This window comes from Dactylosporangium sp. CA-152071 (assembly GCF_050936335.1).
Classification (GTDB): domain Bacteria; phylum Actinomycetota; class Actinomycetes; order Mycobacteriales; family Micromonosporaceae; genus Dactylosporangium; species Dactylosporangium maewongense.
Window position 1 is genome coordinate 5,262,305 of record NZ_JBNJMZ010000001.1, and the last position, 16,603, is coordinate 5,278,907.

Annotated in this window: 12 protein-coding genes and 1 pseudogene; 8 read left to right on the forward strand and 5 right to left on the reverse strand. The window is 72.5% G+C overall.

All coding sequences use genetic code 11. The features are described 5' to 3' along the window. Positions 1–311 precede the first annotated feature (311 nt). A complete protein-coding gene (locus tag ACQEVZ_RS23530; RefSeq protein ID WP_433369899.1) occupies positions 312–1,649 on the forward strand; it encodes a S8 family serine peptidase in 1,338 nt (445 codons plus the stop codon). 143 nt (positions 1,650–1,792) lie between these two features. Here the strand turns inward: ACQEVZ_RS23530 and ACQEVZ_RS23535 are convergent, their stop codons facing one another. The 5 genes from ACQEVZ_RS23535 to ACQEVZ_RS23555 form a co-directional block, all read right to left on the reverse strand. After that, on the reverse strand, positions 1,793–2,977 hold the full coding sequence (locus ACQEVZ_RS23535; protein WP_433369902.1) for a MarP family serine protease: 1,185 nt from the start codon (positions 2,975–2,977) through the stop codon (positions 1,793–1,795). A 4-nt stretch (positions 2,978–2,981) separates the two neighbouring features. After that, complete coding sequence (locus ACQEVZ_RS23540) at positions 2,982–3,635, reverse strand: NUDIX hydrolase (protein ID WP_425552452.1); 654 nt, start codon at positions 3,633–3,635, stop codon at positions 2,982–2,984. Then, positions 3,632–4,237, reverse strand: coding sequence for a TlpA family protein disulfide reductase (locus ACQEVZ_RS23545; protein ID WP_354889070.1), 606 nt, complete (start codon positions 4,235–4,237; stop codon positions 3,632–3,634). The genes ACQEVZ_RS23540 and ACQEVZ_RS23545 overlap by 4 nt, the downstream gene beginning before the upstream one ends. Then, a complete protein-coding gene (gene nth, locus ACQEVZ_RS23550) occupies positions 4,234–4,917 on the reverse strand; it encodes an endonuclease III (RefSeq protein ID WP_433376947.1) in 684 nt (227 codons plus the stop codon). The genes ACQEVZ_RS23545 and nth overlap by 4 nt, the downstream gene beginning before the upstream one ends. A 140-nt stretch (positions 4,918–5,057) precedes the next feature. Beyond that, complete coding sequence (locus ACQEVZ_RS23555; protein WP_433376950.1) at positions 5,058–6,257, reverse strand: CapA family protein; 1,200 nt, start codon at positions 6,255–6,257, stop codon at positions 5,058–5,060. Positions 6,258–8,099: 1,842 nt separating this feature from the next. On the opposite strand from ACQEVZ_RS23555, the gene ACQEVZ_RS23560 reads away from it, so the two are divergent. From ACQEVZ_RS23560 to ACQEVZ_RS23590, 7 genes and pseudogenes are all read left to right on the forward strand, one after another. Next, positions 8,100–8,777: a Crp/Fnr family transcriptional regulator gene (locus tag ACQEVZ_RS23560; RefSeq protein WP_033363643.1), complete on the forward strand. Its 678-nt coding sequence runs from the start codon at positions 8,100–8,102 to the stop codon at positions 8,775–8,777. Positions 8,778–8,904: 127 nt separating this feature from the next. Further along, entirely contained in the window at positions 8,905–9,507 is a 603-nt protein-coding gene (locus ACQEVZ_RS23565; RefSeq protein WP_425552451.1) for a TetR/AcrR family transcriptional regulator, read from the forward strand. 1 nt (position 9,508) lies between these two features. Continuing rightward, positions 9,509–10,306: a TIGR03084 family metal-binding protein gene (locus ACQEVZ_RS23570; RefSeq protein ID WP_433369907.1), complete on the forward strand. Its 798-nt coding sequence runs from the start codon at positions 9,509–9,511 to the stop codon at positions 10,304–10,306. Between the two features lie 56 nt (positions 10,307–10,362). Beyond that, positions 10,363–11,855: pseudogene (locus ACQEVZ_RS23575) on the forward strand (acyclic terpene utilization AtuA family protein). Further along, positions 11,852–12,949, forward strand: coding sequence for an acyl-CoA dehydrogenase family protein (locus ACQEVZ_RS23580; protein WP_433369910.1), 1,098 nt, complete (start codon positions 11,852–11,854; stop codon positions 12,947–12,949). Before ACQEVZ_RS23575 ends, ACQEVZ_RS23580 begins: the two are co-directional and overlap by 4 nt. A 3-nt stretch (positions 12,950–12,952) precedes the next feature. Continuing rightward, positions 12,953–14,533: an acyl-CoA carboxylase subunit beta gene (locus ACQEVZ_RS23585; RefSeq protein WP_354889080.1), complete on the forward strand. Its 1,581-nt coding sequence runs from the start codon at positions 12,953–12,955 to the stop codon at positions 14,531–14,533. A 14-nt stretch (positions 14,534–14,547) separates the two neighbouring features. Further along, the gene (locus tag ACQEVZ_RS23590; protein ID WP_354889082.1) at positions 14,548–16,569 is read left to right on the forward strand and encodes a biotin carboxylase N-terminal domain-containing protein; all 2,022 of its coding nucleotides are present in this window, start codon (positions 14,548–14,550) and stop codon (positions 16,567–16,569) included. The last annotated feature ends 34 nt before the right edge of the window (positions 16,570–16,603 follow it).

Consider the following 16,603-nt stretch of genomic DNA (forward strand, 5'->3'; position numbering starts at 1 on the left):
CGGCACGCCGGCCGGTGAAGGGGGCGCTGACAGGCCGCTGACGGGCTGAGGGGAGGACGCACCAGGAAGGACGCACCTGGGCGGGTCCGGGTCGACGACATGAGAACGCACCGACCTGTACGAGCCGGCTGGCATGAGGAGGAGGCATCCGGGCCTGTGCGGCCATCGACGTAGGGGACTCGTCGGCTCAGTGAGGGCCTGACGTGAGCTCGCATCGGATCGGGGTTGGTTCGTGGGGGACGTTTAGCGGCTGGTTAAGAATCTGGCGGGACGGTCAGGATGGCTGACAGAGCCTGCCGGCGCGGTCCAGAATGGGTGGCATCGCACCTGTTTCCCTCTTCCGCGCCGCCGCCCGTGGCCTTGTTACGGCGGTCTTCGCGCTGCTGGTGTGCCTGGTCGCGGCGCAGCCGGCCGGGGCCGACCAGACCAGGTCGGCGCAGTGGCAGCTCAACGCGCTCGACGCCAAGGATGCGTGGAAGGTGTCGACGGGCAGCGGGGTGATCGTGGCGGTGCTCGACAGCGGGGTCGACGCGAAGCATCCCGATCTCGCGGGGCAGGTGCTGCCGGGCGTGGATCTCGTCGACGGCGGTGACGGGCGGGTCGATCCGGTCGGGCACGGCACGACGGTCGCGGGGTTGATCGCGGGGCGGGCCGACGACAACAGCGGAGTGGCCGGCGTCGCGCCGGGGGCGAAGATCCTGCCGGTGCGGGTGCTGGACAGGTCGAACAAGTACGACGACCCAGCGGTCGTCGCCAAGGGTGTGCGGTGGGCGGTCGACCACGGGGCGAAGGTGCTCAACCTGTCGCTCGGCGGCGCGCTGCGCAGCGACGAGATCGCCGAGGCGCTGCGGTACGCGGCGGCGCACGACGTCGTCGTCGTGGCCTGCACGGGCAACGTGGCGACGGACCCGTCGATCCACGAGGTCTGGTACCCGGCCCGCGAGCCCGGCGTCGTCGCCGTGGCCGGGCTGAGCGGCGGAGGCGCGGCGCAGCCGAGCGCGAAGCCGGCGCCGAGCACGACCGCCAGTGACAGCGCCGGCGGTGCGGCGGGCGGGGCGGGCGGGTTGTGGACAGGCTCGTTGACGGGGCCGGAGACGGTGCTGACCGCGCCCGCTGACAATCTCACCGGCGCCAGGCCCGGTGGCGGGTACTGGCAGGTGCAGGGCACCAGCTTCGCCGCGCCGCTGGTGGCTGCGACGGCGTCGCTGGTCAGGGCGAAGTATCCGACGATGAGCGCCGCGAACGTGATCAACCGGTTGATCGGCACGGCGAAGGATCTGGGGCCGGCGGGGCGGGACGACGAGTTCGGGTTCGGCGAGGTCGATCCGCTGGCGGCGCTGCGGGAGCCGGTGGCCGAGGTGGTCGCGAACCCGCTGACCGTGGCACCGCCGAAGGGCGAAGCCGGGAAGCCTGCTCAGAGCGGGGCGGCGCCGAGGGAAGAGGCCACCGAGGTGCCGCAGGAGGGCGGCGCCGCGCCGCTGCCGGCCAGCGAGGCGGCCGGCCTGGCCCGGGCCCGGCAGGTGGCGGACAGGAGCGTGCCGGTCGGGTCGAGCATCACCGTCGGACTGCTGGCGATGCTGCTGATCCTCGCCGCCGGCGCCGCCGGAGTCGTGCTCCATCACAGAGCCAGGCACGCCAAGCGCTTCTGACACCGGAGCACACCGGAGCAGCCCAGAGCAGCCCAGAGCAGTCATCGGAGCCGTAGGACCACGCGGCCACCAGCGGACCACAAACAAACATCAGCGAGCCGAAAGACCCCCGGCGGCAGTGCCGTACAGGAGGCGAAAAGGCATCAAGCGCACTTGCCTGTGCCTGTCGGGTCGGTGTGGGTCTTGCCGGCGTCGGCGACGACCGCTGCCTCATCGGCGGTGATGGCGAAGCCTGTGTTCTGGTCGTCGGCGGCGGCGGCGAAGATGACGCCCAGGACGGTGCCGTCGGGGGAGACGAGCGGGCCGCCGGAGTTGCCGCTGCGGACCAGGGCGCGGATCGTGTAGATCTCGCGGGTGACCTTGCCGTCCTCGTAGATGTCGGGGCCGGTGATGTTGCGGTGCTCGCGGATGCGGGCGGACTGGGCGTTGTACGGGCCGTCCAGCGGGTAGCCGATCACGATGGCGTCGGCGTTGGTCTCGGCCTTCTTCGTGGCGAACGGCATGATCGGGGCGTTCAGCCCCTTGACGTAGAGGACGGCGAGGTCGCGGTCGGGGTCGTACGCGACGACGACGGCCTTCTTCTGCGAGCCGTTGACCTCGACCGTGGTGGACTTCGTGCCCGCGACGACGTGGGCGTTGGTCATGACGCGGTCGGTGGCGTAGACGAAACCGGAGCCCTCGATGCGGCGGGAGCAGCTCTGCGCGACGCCGCGGACCTTGACGACGGAGCGCTCCGACTTCTTCACCAGCTCGGAGCCGGCGAGCTTCGGGTCGGGCGCCTCGACCTCGCGGACGCGGGTGGGCGAGAGGCCGTCGAACACGTCGGGGAAGCCGCGCGTGTCGACCGTGTCGCGCAGCGCCTCGGACAGCTTGTCGGCCTCCGAAGGCATGAGCTTGTCGACGCCGTTGAGGATGAACGAGTTGCTCACCGAGCGGGCCAGCCACGGCAGCGACGACTGGCTCAGGGGCGCGGCGACGAGCCAGACCACGACGAGGACGGCGATGACGGAGACGACCGCGCCGCCGGCGTTGTCGAGGCCCTGCGCGGTGCGGTTGACGATCGCCGTGCGCAGCCGGTTGCCGACGAAGCTGGCGAAGGCCTGACCGGCGACCGCGAGCCCGAAGACCGCCGCCAACGAGATGACGACCCGGATCGGGTCGTCATCGAAGTGTTCGGCCACGAGTGGCCCGATGCGCAGTCCGAGCAGCGCGCCGCCGAAGAACCCGGCGAAGGACAGCAGACCAACGAGGAACCCCTGGCGGTAGCCGTTGACGGCGAACATCACCACGAGGAGCACAAGGACGATATCGATCACGCTGCCAGACACGCATTCAGCCTACGGGGGCGGCACCAGGTGTCGGCAGTTCCTCAACCCGGTCTGTCGGCCACTCCACCGCCCATCCGCCGAGTTCCAGCAGCGTGGAGACCACGCCGGCGGTGAATCCCCACACCAACATGTCGTGAATCCGAAACGCCGGACCGATCCAGCCGCTCGGGTGACGCACCCGGAGACGGTTCGCCGGGTCGACCAGGTCACGGATCGGCAGGCGCTCGACCCGGGCCACCTCGGCCGGATCGGCGGGTCCGACGAGATGTGGCGAGCGCCACCACGCGACGACCGGCGTGACGAGGAAGTTGCTCACCGGGATCCACAGGGTCGGCAGGGTCGTGATCACCTCGACGCTCGCCGGGTCGAGCCCGACCTCCTCCTCCGCCTCGCGCAGCGCGCACGCGATCGTGTCGGCGTCGGTCGGGTCGACCGCGCCGCCCGGGAAGGCGGGCTGGCCGGCATGGTTCCGCATCGTGGCGGCCCGCTGCAGCATCAGGATGTCGGGGCCGCTCTCCTCCTGCTCGCCGAAGAGCACCAGCACCGCGCTCTGCCGCGGCCCCTCGCCGTCGGGGGTCGGCAGCCGCGTGAAGTCGCTCGCCGAGGTGTCCCGGAGGCGGTCGAGCAGGGGTTGGAGCCAGTCGGGACGGTCACTCACGCGGGCACCTCAATCCCCAGATACCCGGCCGTGAGGGCGCGGATCTTCTCCTCGTCGAGGGCTTCCCCCTGGTACGTGTGAACGATCCGTCCCCCCGGCGCGACGAACAGCGTGGCCGGCAGCGCGCTGGAGACGGGTTTGCCCACCGCCTGGCTCAACGCGATCGAGAACTGCTGGTCGCGGTCCTCCAGCATCGGGAATGTCAGCTTCTTGTCATCGATCACCGACTGCGCGGCGCTCCGCGAGTCCTTGACGACCACGCCGACGACCCGGACCTTGCCGCCGGCTGCCGTCACGAACCGCTGGAACGCGGGCAGCTCCGTGCGGCAGGGCTCGCAGTACGACCCCCACAGGTTGATGATCGTCGGCGCGTTGCCGAGCAGCGCCGCGTCGACGTAGCGACCGCCGTCGAAGCACTTCACGGCCATCGCGGGCAGCGGCTTGCCGTCTTTCGAGGCGGCGGCGGGCGACTCGACGGGGGTCAGGCACGGCGGGCCGGCCGGTGCGGCGGCGGCTCCGTCGTCGGCTGCCGGTGCGTCGCCGGTGCAGCCGGACAGAGCGAACAGGGCGGCCACGACCAGCCCGGTGAGCAGGCGCTTCATGAGGCGAGCGCCAGCTCGGCCAGCTCGGCGACCCGTGGCCCCTTCAACAGGCCGATCGCCGCTTCGAGGTTCGTTTCGCCTATCCCGTACGAGGGGCAGTCGCGCCGCAGCGTGCAGGCACCGCACGCCGGTTTGCGGGCGTGACAGACCCGGCGCCCGTGGAAGATCACCCGGTGCGACAGCATGGTCCAGTCGCGGCGCTCGATCAGCGCCCCGACCACGTGCTCGATCTTCACCGGGTCGGTCTCCGTGGTCCAGTGCCAGCGCTGGGTGAGCCGCTGGAAGTGCGTGTCGACGGTGATGCCGGGCACACCGAACGCGTTGCCGAGGATCACGTTGGCGGTCTTGCGCCCGATCCCGGGCAGCGCGACGAGCGCGTCGAGCGTGCCGGGCACCTGCCCGTCGTGCCGATCGATCAGCGCCTGCCCCAGCTTCATCAGCGAGTCGGTCTTGTTGCGGAAGAACCCGAGCGGCACGAGCATTTCCTGCATCTCGATCCGGTCGGCGGCCGCGTACGCGGCGGCGTCCGGGTAGCGCGCGAACAGCTTCGGGGTCACCTGGTTGACCCGCACGTCGGTGGTCTGCGCGGAAAGGATCGTGGCGACGGCGAGCTCCAGCGGGGTGCTGAAATCCAGCTCGCAGTGCGCGTCGGGATGGATCTCCGCGAGTGCCCGCCCCATCCTGCGCGCACGCCGCTTCAGCCCCAGCGCAGTCTCAGTCACGCTCCGACTCTACGTCGCCGCCCGGCGGCGACCGGCTCAGCGTCACCGCGCGGAGCCGGCCGGCCCAGCGTCAGCCGCCGGCCCCGCCGGACGATGGGTCAGCCGCTCGGCTGGGTGATGGTCCCGTCGGCGGCGATCTTCGCCCCCGTGGACGGGAAGTCCTGCTTCGTCAGGTTGGAGACGAACGGGATCGCCTGCTTCTTCGGGTCCGGCTTCGGCAGGCCCGGCGCCACCATGTACGTCGCGGTCAGCGATCCGCTCTTGAAGGTGCCGTCGCCGGTCATCGTCACCTTGAGCACCCCGCCGATGCCGACGGTGCCGTTGTAGCTCAGCGCCTTGTAGCCGGCGAAGTTGCCGAGGCTGTACGCGATCAGCCGGCCCTTGTAGAACTCCATCGCCCGCATGACGTGCGGCCCGTGCCCGACGACCAGGTCGGCGCCGGCGTCGATCACCTTGTGCGCGAACGCGATCGTGTCGCACCGGTTCTCCCCGAGGAAGAACTCCGTGCCGGGCTTGGTGTGCGTCTTGTCGGAGCCTTCCGCGCCCTGGTGGACCTGCACGACGACCAGGTCGGCCTTGGTCGCGGCCTCCTTGATGATCGTCTCCGCCGCGCCGAGGTCGCTGCACAGGTTCGACCACTTGTATGACGAGAACCCGACGACCGCGATCTTCACGCCCTTCGCCTCGCCGACCGAGATCATCCCCGGCCATCCGGTGTACTTGATCCCGGCGCCGTCGAGGGCCTTCTGCGAGTTCTTGTACCCGACCTCACCGAAGTCGTAGGCGTGGTTGTTCGCCATGGTCATCATGTGGAACCCGGCGTCCTTGAGGTTGCTGACGTAGCCGGGCGGCGTCCGGAACGCGAAACACGTCTTGCCGGCCGACTCCGCGGAGCACTTGCCGACACCCGTGTCCTCGGTCAGCACCTGCTCCAGGTTGCCCATCTGGAAGTCCGCGGTCAGGAACTCCTTGACCGGGTCGAAGAACCCCTTGCCGTTGTTGGGCGGCAGGCCGCCCGGCGCCATACCCATCACGATGTCGCCGGTGGCGGTCATCGTGACCTCCTGCCCGGCCGCCCCGCCCGCCGCGGGCGCGGACGTGCCGCCGCCCGGCGTGCTCGCCTCGCCGCCCGGCTGCGCGACCGCCGGCTGGCTCTTGGCCGGCTCCGGGTCGTCACCGCCCAGGAACGTCGCCGCGCCCGCCGTCCCGGCCCCGATCACCAGCGCCGCGAGCACGCCCAGGATGATCGCCGTCCGGCGGCCGCCCCCGCTCTTCTCCGGCGGCGCCTCCCCGGGCAGCGGCAGCTTCCGCCGCCCGGCCCGCTCCTCGGGCTGGTACGCCTGCGCCGCGAACAGGTCGTCCGGCCCGCGGGTCGCCCCCGGGTCCGGCGCCCGCGTGGCGTTGTAGACCGGCCCGGCCGGCTGGGCGCCGTAGACCGGCCCCGAGGACTGCCCGGTGCCGAAGCCCCGGCCGGAGGGGCCGTCGTTGTAGCTGGGTCCTTCGCCGTACGCGGTTCCTTCGCCGTACAACGGACCGCTCACCGCACCGCCCGAGGCCCGCAGCCCGGCGTCGCGGAACGTGCCCGTGGCCTGCGGGTGCGGATCCCTGAGCGGCCCCGACGGCGGCACATCCCGCAGCGCGCCGCCCTGCGGGTCGCCGTCGCGGAACGTCCCCGTCGCCGGCGGCCGGCCTTCCCGGAACGCGCCGGTGGCCTGCGGGTCCGCGTCGCGGAAGGTCCCCGTCGCGGGCGGGCGGGCCTCCCGGAACGCGCCGGTGGCCTGCGGGTCCGCGTCGCGGAACGTGCCGGTCGCGGGTGGCCGGCCGTCACGGAACGAGCCGGTGGCCTGCGGGTCGCCGTCGCGGAAGGTGCCGGCGGCCTGCGGGTCCGCGTCGCGGAAGGTCCCCGTCGCGGGCGGGCGGGCCTCCCGGAACGCGCCCGTGGCCTGCGGGTCCGCGTCGCGGAACGTGCCGGTCGGCTCGGCGCCGGGGACGGCGGCGGCGCCATACGTGCCACTCACCGGCCTGGCGCTGCCGCGGACCTGGCCCGTGGCCGACGCGCCCGGGTCGAACAGCGGTCCGGCCGGCGAAGCGCTCCCCCGGACCTGCCCCGTCGGCTGCCCGCCGGTCTCGAACATGGAGCCCGACGGCTGCGCGCCGCCGCGGACCTGGCCGGTGGGCTGCCCACCGGTCTCGAACATGGACCCGGACGGCTGTGCGCTCCCCCGGACCTGGCCGGTGGCCTGCGCGCCCGGGTCGAACAGGGAGCCGGTCGGCTGGGCGCTGCCCCGCGCCGGAAGGCCCGCGTCGAACGGCGGGGGCGGCGGCGCGGCCGAGCCCCGCACCGGGGGCGGGCCGTCATAGCCGGCCGGCGCGGCACCCCGCGGCGGGCCGGCCGGGTCGAACAGCGGTCCGGCCGGCGAAGCGCTCCCCCGGACCTGGGAGGTGCCCTGCGCACCCCCGCCGAAGGCCGGGCCGGAGGTCGGCTGCGGGCCGCGGGCGTCGTCGGGCGCCCACGCGCTGCTGGGCGGCTGCGTCGCCCGGAAGTCGCCGCCGCGCAGCTCGCCGCCCTGCGGGTCGCCGGGGCGAGGATCGCCGGCACGGGAGTCGCCCGGACGGCGATCGCCAGAACGGGGATCGCCGGAACGGGGGTCAGGGCGGGTGTCGGCGCGCCAGGCGGCCGTCGCGGGATCGGCACCACGGCCGTCACCGCCCCAGACGGCGGCACCGGCGTCGGCGCCCCACGCCGCGGTCCCGGGCTCGGCGGCCCAGTCTCCGGCGCGCGGATCCGGGCCGGGCGGGCCGTAACCTTCGTCGCGGCCGGGCGGTTGCTCCTGTGGAGGCTGCTCGCGATCGTCGGGCCAACGGGAAGGCGATCCGCCGTACACCGTCATGCGCTTCCCACCCCACAGCTGAAACCGGTGGGGTCCACTCGCCCCGGGGCGAACATATCGCACCCCCGCGACCTCGTGACCGTCCGGTTCCGCTGCGTCACCGGTACCGTCGAGAAGGGGCGCGCCCGCAGGTCGGCATGTATTGTGATCATCCTGCCCGACGCCCGGGAGACGACCCCGTGTGCATAAACTGACGTTCGCGTGATTGCTCATGGCGAGCGACGCGCCGACGGATTCGAGGTGGACGCGATGGACGAGGTACTGGCGCGCAGCGGCATTTTCCAGGGCGTCGAGCCCGAGGCTGCCGAATCCCTCGCCAAGGAGATGGAGACGATCGACGTCCGCAAGGGCGAGATCGTGTTCAGTGAGGGCGAGCCGGGCGACAGCCTGTACATCGTGCTGTCCGGAAAGATCAAGGTGGGTCGCCGCGCCGCGGACGGCCGGCAGAACCTGATCGCCGTGATGGGCCCGAGCGACATGGTCGGCGAGCTGTCGCTCTTCGACCCGGGGCCGCGCACCGCGACCGCCACGGCGGTGCTCGACACGCGGCTGGCCCGGCTGCGCAAGCAGGCGCTGCGGCCCTGGCTGACCAACCGGCCGGAGATCGCCGAGCAGCTGCTGCGCGTGCTGGCCAGGAGGCTGCGCCGCACCAACGACGCCCTCGCCGACCTGATCTTCACCGACGTGCCGGGCCGGGTCGCCAAGACGCTGCTGCAGATGGCGGGCCGCTTCGGCACCCGCGACGGCGGCGTCCTGCGGGTCAACCACGACCTGACCCAGGAGGAGATGGCGCAGCTCGTCGGCGCCTCGCGCGAGACGGTCAACAAGGCCCTCGCCGACTTCGCCTCCCGCGGCTGGCTCCGCCTCGACGGCAAGAGCGTCATCATCATGGACCCCGAGCGCCTGGCCCGCCGCGCCCGCGTCTGAGGCACAGAGGAACAGGACAGAGGAACAGAACAGACACCCCAAAAAGGCACGCCGCCGCGTGCCTTTTTGCTTGCGGTCAAAAAAATCAGGCTTGACTGTTTGTTTTGAAGAGGCCAACCTCGAAGGTGTGAGCGCAACCCGAGCCCCGCAGCAGGAGCGCAGCCGAGCCACCCAGCAGCGCCTGCTGGAGGCGACCGTCGACTGCCTTGTCCTGCACGGCTGGTCGGGCGCCACGACCACGGTCATCGCCGAGCGCGCCGGCGTCTCCCGCGGCGCCCAGCTGCACCACTACCCGACCCGCGCCGCCCTGGTGCTCGCCGCCGTCACGCATCTCGCCGAGCGGCGGGCCGAGGAGATCCGCACCGAGGCGGCCGCGCTCACCGGCGACCGCGACGAGCGGCTCGACAAGGTCCTGGACATGCTGGCGGCCGCGTTCACCGGTCCGCTGTTCGTCGCCGCCCTCGAGGTGTGGGTCGCCGCCCGCACCGACGCCGACCTCCGCGACGCGCTGGTGCCCCTGGAGGCGCGGGTGGGCCGCGAGATGCACCGCCTGACGGTCGAGCTGCTCGGGGCCGACGAGCGCCGCCCGGGCGTCCGCGAGGCGGTGCAGGCGACCCTCGACCTGCTGCGCGGCCTCGGCGTGGCCAACCTGCTCACCGACGACAGTCACCGCCGCGGCCAGCTGCTCGCGGCGTGGAAAGTGCAGCTCACGACGATCCTGGGGACCTGAGATGGTGACGTTGGACGACGTCCTGCAAGACCTGGAGGCGGAGTCGGCATCGCTCGACCGCCTCGTGTCGGCGCTGGACGACAAGGACTGGAGCCGGCCGACCCCCGCGCAAGGGTGGACGGTCGCGCACCAGATCGCGCACCTGCACTGGACCGACACGGTGGCGACCCTCGCGGCGACCGACCCGGCGGCGTTCATCGAGCGGATGAGCGCGATCGAGGACCCGTTCACGATGGTGGACCGCGCGGCGGCCGAGCACATCGCCCCGCCCGAGGAGCTGCTGCGCCGCTGGCGCGACGGCCGCGACGCACTGGCGAAGGCGCTGACCAGTAAACCCAAGGACGAGAAGCTGCCGTGGTTCGGCACCGCGATGTCGCCGCTGTCGAGCGCGACGGGCCGGATGATGGAGACGTGGGCGCACGGCCAGGACGTGGCCGAGACGTTCCCGGAGCGGCCCGACGCCCAGGAGCACCGCCGCCCGACGGACCGCCTGCGGCACGTGGCCAACCTCGGCTTCCGCACGATCGGGCACAGCTTCCTCAGCCACGGCCGTGGCGCGCCGGCGGGCTCGTTCCGGGTCGAGCTGTCCACGGTGGACGGCGCACTGTGGACGTTCGGACCCGAGAACGCGCCGAACCGGGTCGCCGGCCCGGTCCTGGACTTCTGCCTGCTGGTCACCCAGCGCAGAAACCCGGCCGACCTCGGGCTGCTGGCCACCGGCGACGAGGCGCGGGAGTGGATGACGCTCGCCCAGGCGTTCGCCGGGCCGCCCGGGCAGAAGCGGGAGCCGCGGCAGTGATCCGCGTCGGCAACGCCTCGGGGTTCTACGGCGACCGCGCCACGGCCTGGCAGGAGATGCTCGACGGCGGCCCGCTCGACGTGCTCACCGGCGACTATCTCGCCGAGCTGACCATGCTGATCCTGGCCAAGGACCGCATGAAGGACCCGGGCACCGGCTACGCCAAGACGTTCCTCAGGCAGCTGGAAGGCTTCCTGCAGACCGCCCGCGACCAGGGCACGAAGATCGTCACGAACGCCGGCGGCCTCAACCCGGCCGGCCTGCGGAAGGCGATCGAGGCCGTCGCGCCGGGCGTCAAGGTCGCGCACGTCGAGGGCGACGCCATCGCGCCCAACGCCAACGCGTACCTCGGCGCGTTCGGCATCGCCGAGTGCCTCAAGGCCGGTGCGGACGTCGTCGTCACCGGCCGGGTCACCGACGCGTCCCTGGTCGTCGGCCCCGGCATCGCCCGCTACGGCTGGACCCCCGGCGACCTCGACGCCCTCGCCGGCGCCACCGTCGCCGGCCACATCCTCGAGTGCGGCGCCCAGGCGACCGGCGGCAACTACTCGTTCTTCACCGAGATCCCCGACCTCGACCACGCCGGCTTCCCGATCGCCGAGCTGCACGGGGACGGGTCGTCGGTCATCACCAAGCACCCCGGCACCGGCGGCGCCGTCACGGTCGACACGGTCACCGCGCAGCTGCTGTACGAGATCGGCGCCCCCGAGTACCTCGGCCCGGACGTCACCACCCACTTCGACACGATCCGGCTCACCCAGCTCGGACAGGACCGGGTCGAGGTCACCGGGGTCAAGGGCAGCCCCCCGCCGGACACGCTGAAGGTCGGCACCATCGCCCTCGGCGGCTTCCGCAACAGCATGACGTTCGTCCTGTGTGGACTGCGGATCGAGGAGAAGGCGGCCCTCGTCGAGCGGCAGCTGCGGCGCAGGCTGGACCACCCGATGGAGTTCACGCTGGCCCGCACGGACCACCCCGACGCCGACGACGAGCAGCGGGCGAGCGCGCTGCTGGCCGTGCACATCAAGAGCACCGACCAGAAGGCGGCCGGCCGGGCCTTCTCGCAGGCGGCCGTCGAGCTGGCCCTGGCCTCCTATCCCGGCCTCACGCTGACCGGCCCACCTGGCGACGCCACGCCCTTCGGAGTGTTCTCAGCGGGTTCGGTACCGCGCGGCGAGGTCCCGCACGTCGCGGTCCTCCCTGACGGCAGCACGGTGGAGGTCCGATGAGAGTGCCACTGGGGACGCTGTTCGGGGCCAGGTCCGGCGACAAGGGCGGCGACGCCAACATCGGCGTCTGGGCACGCTCCGACGAGGCGTACGCGTGGCTGCGGGCCACCCTCACCGAGGACCTGCTCAAGACGCTGCTGCCGGAGGTGCGCGACGTCAGCCGGTATGAGCTGCCGAACCTCCGCGCGCTCAACTTCGTCGTGCGCGGCATCCTCGGCGACGGGGTCGCGGCCAGCACCCGTTTCGACCCGCAGGGCAAGGCCCTCGGCGAGTGGCTGCGATCGAGGGTCGTCGACATCCCCGACGAGCTGCTGCCATGATCGACGCGTTCGCGAAGCCGGAGCTGCGGGACCTTGCGCGGAAATTCACCCGCAACGAGATCGTGCCGCACCTCGACGCGTGGGAGCGGGCCGGCGAGGTGCCGCGCGACCTGCACCGCAAGGCCGCCGAGCTGGGCCTGCTCGGGATCGCGTTCCCGGAGGAGGTCGGCGGCGAGGGCGGCGACCTGCTCGACTCGATCGTGGTCACCGAGGAGATCATCCAGTCGGGTGGCTCGTCGGGGCTGATCGCGGCCCTGTTCACCCACGGGATCGCGCTGCCGCACATCGTCGCGAGCGGCGACGCCAACCTCATCGACAGGTATGTGCGGCCCACCCTGCGCGGCGAGCGCATCGGCTGCCTGGCGATCACCGAACCGGACGGCGGATCCGACGTCGCCGGGATCCGCACCACCGCGAAGGCCGACGGCGACTCGTACACCGTGAACGGCACGAAACTCTTCATCACCAGCGGCGCCAGGGCCGACTTCGCCACCACGGCCGTGCGGACCGAGGACGGCGTGCGGCTGGTCGTGGCGGAAGGCTTCACCGTCACCAGACGACTGGAGAAGATGGGCTGGCACTGCTCGGACACCGCCGAGCTGTCCTTCGTGGACGTGCGGGTGCCGAGGAGCCACGACGTCGGCGGCATTCAGACGCTGCTGGCGCACTTCGCCGCCGAGCGGCTGTCCCTCGCCGTGCAGTGCTACGCGACCGCGCAGCGGTGCCTCGACCTGACGCTCGCCTGGGTCCGCGACCGGCACACGTTCGGGCGGCCGCTCGCCAGCCGGCAGCTGGTCAGGCACCGGCTCGCCGAGATGGCCCGGCAGGTCGACGTCGCCCGCACCTACGTGCGACACACCGCGCTGCGTGTCGCAAGCGGCGATCAACTCGTTACGGAGGTGGCGATGGCGAAGAACACGGCGGTCGCGGCCTGCGACCACGTCGTCGACCAGGCCGTGCAGCTGCACGGTGGCCTCGGGTATCTGCGCGACGCCGAGGTCGAGCGCCATTACCGGGACGCTCGGATCATGGGCATCGGCGGCGGGACCACGGAGATCATGAACGAGATCATCGCGAAGCAGTTGGGGGTCTGAGGCATGCCGATCCTGACCAGTGCGCTGGACCCGCGCGGGGCCGCCTACCTGGACAACCGGGAGGCGATGCTGGAGCGGCTGACCGAGCTGGACTCGGCACTGCGGCAGGCCCGCGGCGGGGGCGGCGAGAAGTACGTGACCAGGCACCACGCCCGCGGCAAGCTGCTGCCCCGCGAGCGGATCGAGCTGCTGGTCGACCGCGACTCGCCGTTCCTGGAGATCTGCCCGGTCGCCGCGTGGGGCACCGACTACCCGGTCGGGGCGAGCGTCGTCACCGGCATCGGCATCGTCGAGGGCACGCCGTGCGTGATCGTGGCGAACGACCCCACGGTCCGCGGCGGGGCGGTCAACCCGTTCTCGCTGAAGAAGACCCAGCGGGCGGGGCAGATCGCCCGCGAGAACCGGCTGCCGATGATCAACCTGGTCGAGTCCGGCGGCGCGGACCTGCCCCAGCAGGCGGAGATCTTCATCCCGGGCGGTGCGGCGTTCCGCGACCTGACCCGGCTGTCAGCGGCGGGCATCCCGACGGTCGCGGTGGTGTTCGGCAACGCGACGGCCGGCGGCGCGTACGTGCCCGGCATGTCGGACTACACGATCTTCGTGCGGGACCGGGCGAAGGTGTTCCTCGCCGGCCCGCCGCTGGTGAAGATGGCCACCGGCGAGACCGTCGACGACGAGACGCTCGGCGGCGCTGCGATGCACGCCTCCCGCTCCGGCCTGGCCGACTACATCGCGGAGGACGAGCGCGACGCGCTCCGCCTCACCCGGGGCGTCGTCCGCAATTTCGGGCATTCCGTCGGCCGGAGCTACGGCGCCGAGCCCAAGTTCGACGCCGACGACCTCCTGGGCATCCCGAGCGCCGATCTGCGCGTCCCCTTCGACCCCCGCGAGATCCTCGCGCGGATCCTCGACGGCAGCGAGTTCGACGAGTTCAAGCCCGCCTACGGGCAGGCCCTGTGCACCGGCTGGGGCGCCATCCACGGCCACCGCATCGGCGTCCTCGCCAACGTCCGCGGCGTGCTCTTCTCCGCCGAGGCGCAGAAGGCGGCCCAGTTCATCCAGCTCGCCAACGCCGCCGGCACGCCGCTGCTCTTCCTGCAGAACACCACCGGGTACATGGTGGGCAGCGAATACGAGCAGGGCGGCATCATCAAGCACGGCGCGCTCATGATCAACGCGGTGGCGAACTCCAGGGTCCCGCACCTGACGGTCAACATCGGCGCGTCCTACGGCGCCGGCAACTACGGCATGTGCGGCCGCGCCTTCGAGCCGCGGTTCCTCTTCACCTGGCCCAACGCCAAGTCGGCCGTCATGGGCCCGCAGCAGCTCGCCGGGGTGCTGTCGATCGTCGCCCGGCAGGCCGCGGAGGCCAAGGGCCACGCCTACGACGAGGAGCAGGACCGCACCATGCGGTTCATGGTGGAGCACAAGGTCGAGCAGGAGTCGGCCGCCCTGTTCCTGTCCGGCCGCCTGTACGACGACGGCGTCATCGACCCGCGCGACACCCGCACCGTGCTCGGCATGTGCCTGGCACTCGTCCGTTCAGGTGACCAGAACCCCAACTTCGGCGTCTTCCGCCTCTAAGCAAAGGACCAGCCGTGATTCGCAGGCTACTTGTCGCCAACCGCGGCGAGATCGCCCGGCGGGTGTTCGCCACCTGCCGGGCGATGGGCGTCGAGACGGTCGCCGTCTACTCCGACTCCGACGCCGACGCGCCGCACGTCGCCGAGGCCGACTACGCCGTCCACCTGCCGGGCAACGCGCCGGCCGCCACCTACCTGCGTGGCGACCTGCTCATCGCGGCGGCCCGCAAGTGCGGCGCCGACGCGGTGCACCCCGGCTACGGGTTCCTGTCGGAGAACGCCGAGTTCGCGCGGGCCGTCATCGACGCCGGGCTCACCTGGGTCGGGCCGTCGCCGAAGGCGATCGCGCTCATGGGCTCGAAGATCGAGGCGAAGGCGCTGCTCGCCGACGTGGGCGTGCCGATGCTGCCGACCGCGCTCGAGCCCGAGCAGGTGGAGACGTTCCCGGTCCTGGTGAAGGCGTCCGCGGGCGGCGGCGGCCGGGGCATGCGCATCGTGCGGGACCGCGAGTCGCTCGCCGAGGCGGTCGCGGCCGCGCGGCGCGAGGCGGCGTCGGCGTTCGGCGACGGGACGGTGTTCTGCGAGCGGTACATCGAACGGGCCCGCCACATCGAGGTCCAGATCATGGCCGACTCGCACGGCAACGTCGTGACGCTCGGCGAGCGCGAGTGCTCCATCCAGCGCCGGCACCAGAAGATCGTCGAGGAGACGCCGTCGCCGGCCGTCGACCCGCAGCTGCGGGACCGGCTCTGCCAGGCGGCGATCGCCGCCGCCCGGGCGGTGTCCTACGTGGGCGCCGGCACCGTCGAGTTCCTCCTCGCGCCGTCGGGCGAGTTCTTCTTCCTGGAGATGAACACCCGCCTGCAGGTCGAGCACCCGGTCACCGAGTGCGTCGTCGGCGTCGACCTCGTGCGCCTCCAGCTGGTCGTCGCCGAGGGCGGGTCGCTGCCGTTCAACGGCCCGCCGCCGCTGCGGGGGCACGCGATCGAGGTCCGCCTGTACGCCGAGGACCCCGCCTACGCGTGGATGCCCTCGACCGGCACGCTGCACCGCTTCGACGTGCCGGGCGTCGCGCACGCGTTCGGCCCGCTGCCCGCCCCGGGGCTGCGCCTGGACGCCGGGGTCGTGGACGGCTCCGTGGTCGGCGTGCACTACGACCCGATGCTCGCGAAGCTCATCGCCTGGGCGCCGACCCGCGCCGAGGCCGCCAGGATGCTGTCCAACGCCCTCGCCCGCGCCCGCTTCCACGGCGTCACCACCAACCGGGACCTGCTGGTGCGGGTGCTGCGGCATTCGGCGTTCCTGGCCGGCGGCACCGACACCGGCTTCCTCGACCGGCACCCCGAGGTCTTCGTGCCGCTGCTGTCCTCGGTGGACGCCGTGCGCCTGTCGTGCCTCGCCGCCGCGCTGTCCGGCGCCGCCCGCCGCGCCAAGCGGGCCACCCTGCCGGGGCTGCCCTCCGGATGGCGCAACGTCCCGAGCTCGCTGCAGTCGGTGGTGTACGAGGGGCCGACCGGCGTCATCGAGGTCGGCTACCGGCTGGACCGCCTCAACGACCTGGCCGCCTGGGCGGTGCGCCGCGTCGACCCCGACGACGTCGACCTGCCGGGTGCCGCGCTCGACCCGGCCGGCGCGCCCGACCACCCGCCGGTCGAGATCCTGTCCGCGACCGGCGACCAGGTCGTGCTCGACGTCGCCGGGGTGCGGCTGCACTTCTCCGTGCACGAGGTCGGCCCGGTGTCCTACGTGGACAGTCCCGAGGGTTCGGTGACGCTGGCCGAGCTGCCCCGCTACCCGCTGCCGGTCGCCGAGCAGCCCGAAGGTTCCCTGATCGCGCCGCTGCCCGGCGCGGTCGGCCGCGTGCTCGTCGTGCCCGGCCAGCGGGTCGCCGCCGGCGAGCTGCTGCTGACCGTGGAGGCGATGAAGCTCGAACACCCCGTCCACGCCCCCACCGACGGTGTCATCAGCGACCTGCGGGTCGCGGCCGGCTCGCAGGTGGAGTCGGGAGCCCTGCTGGCGGTGCTGTCGCCGGCCTAGCCTTGGTTTCGCTTTTTTTTTGATTGGAGCCCAC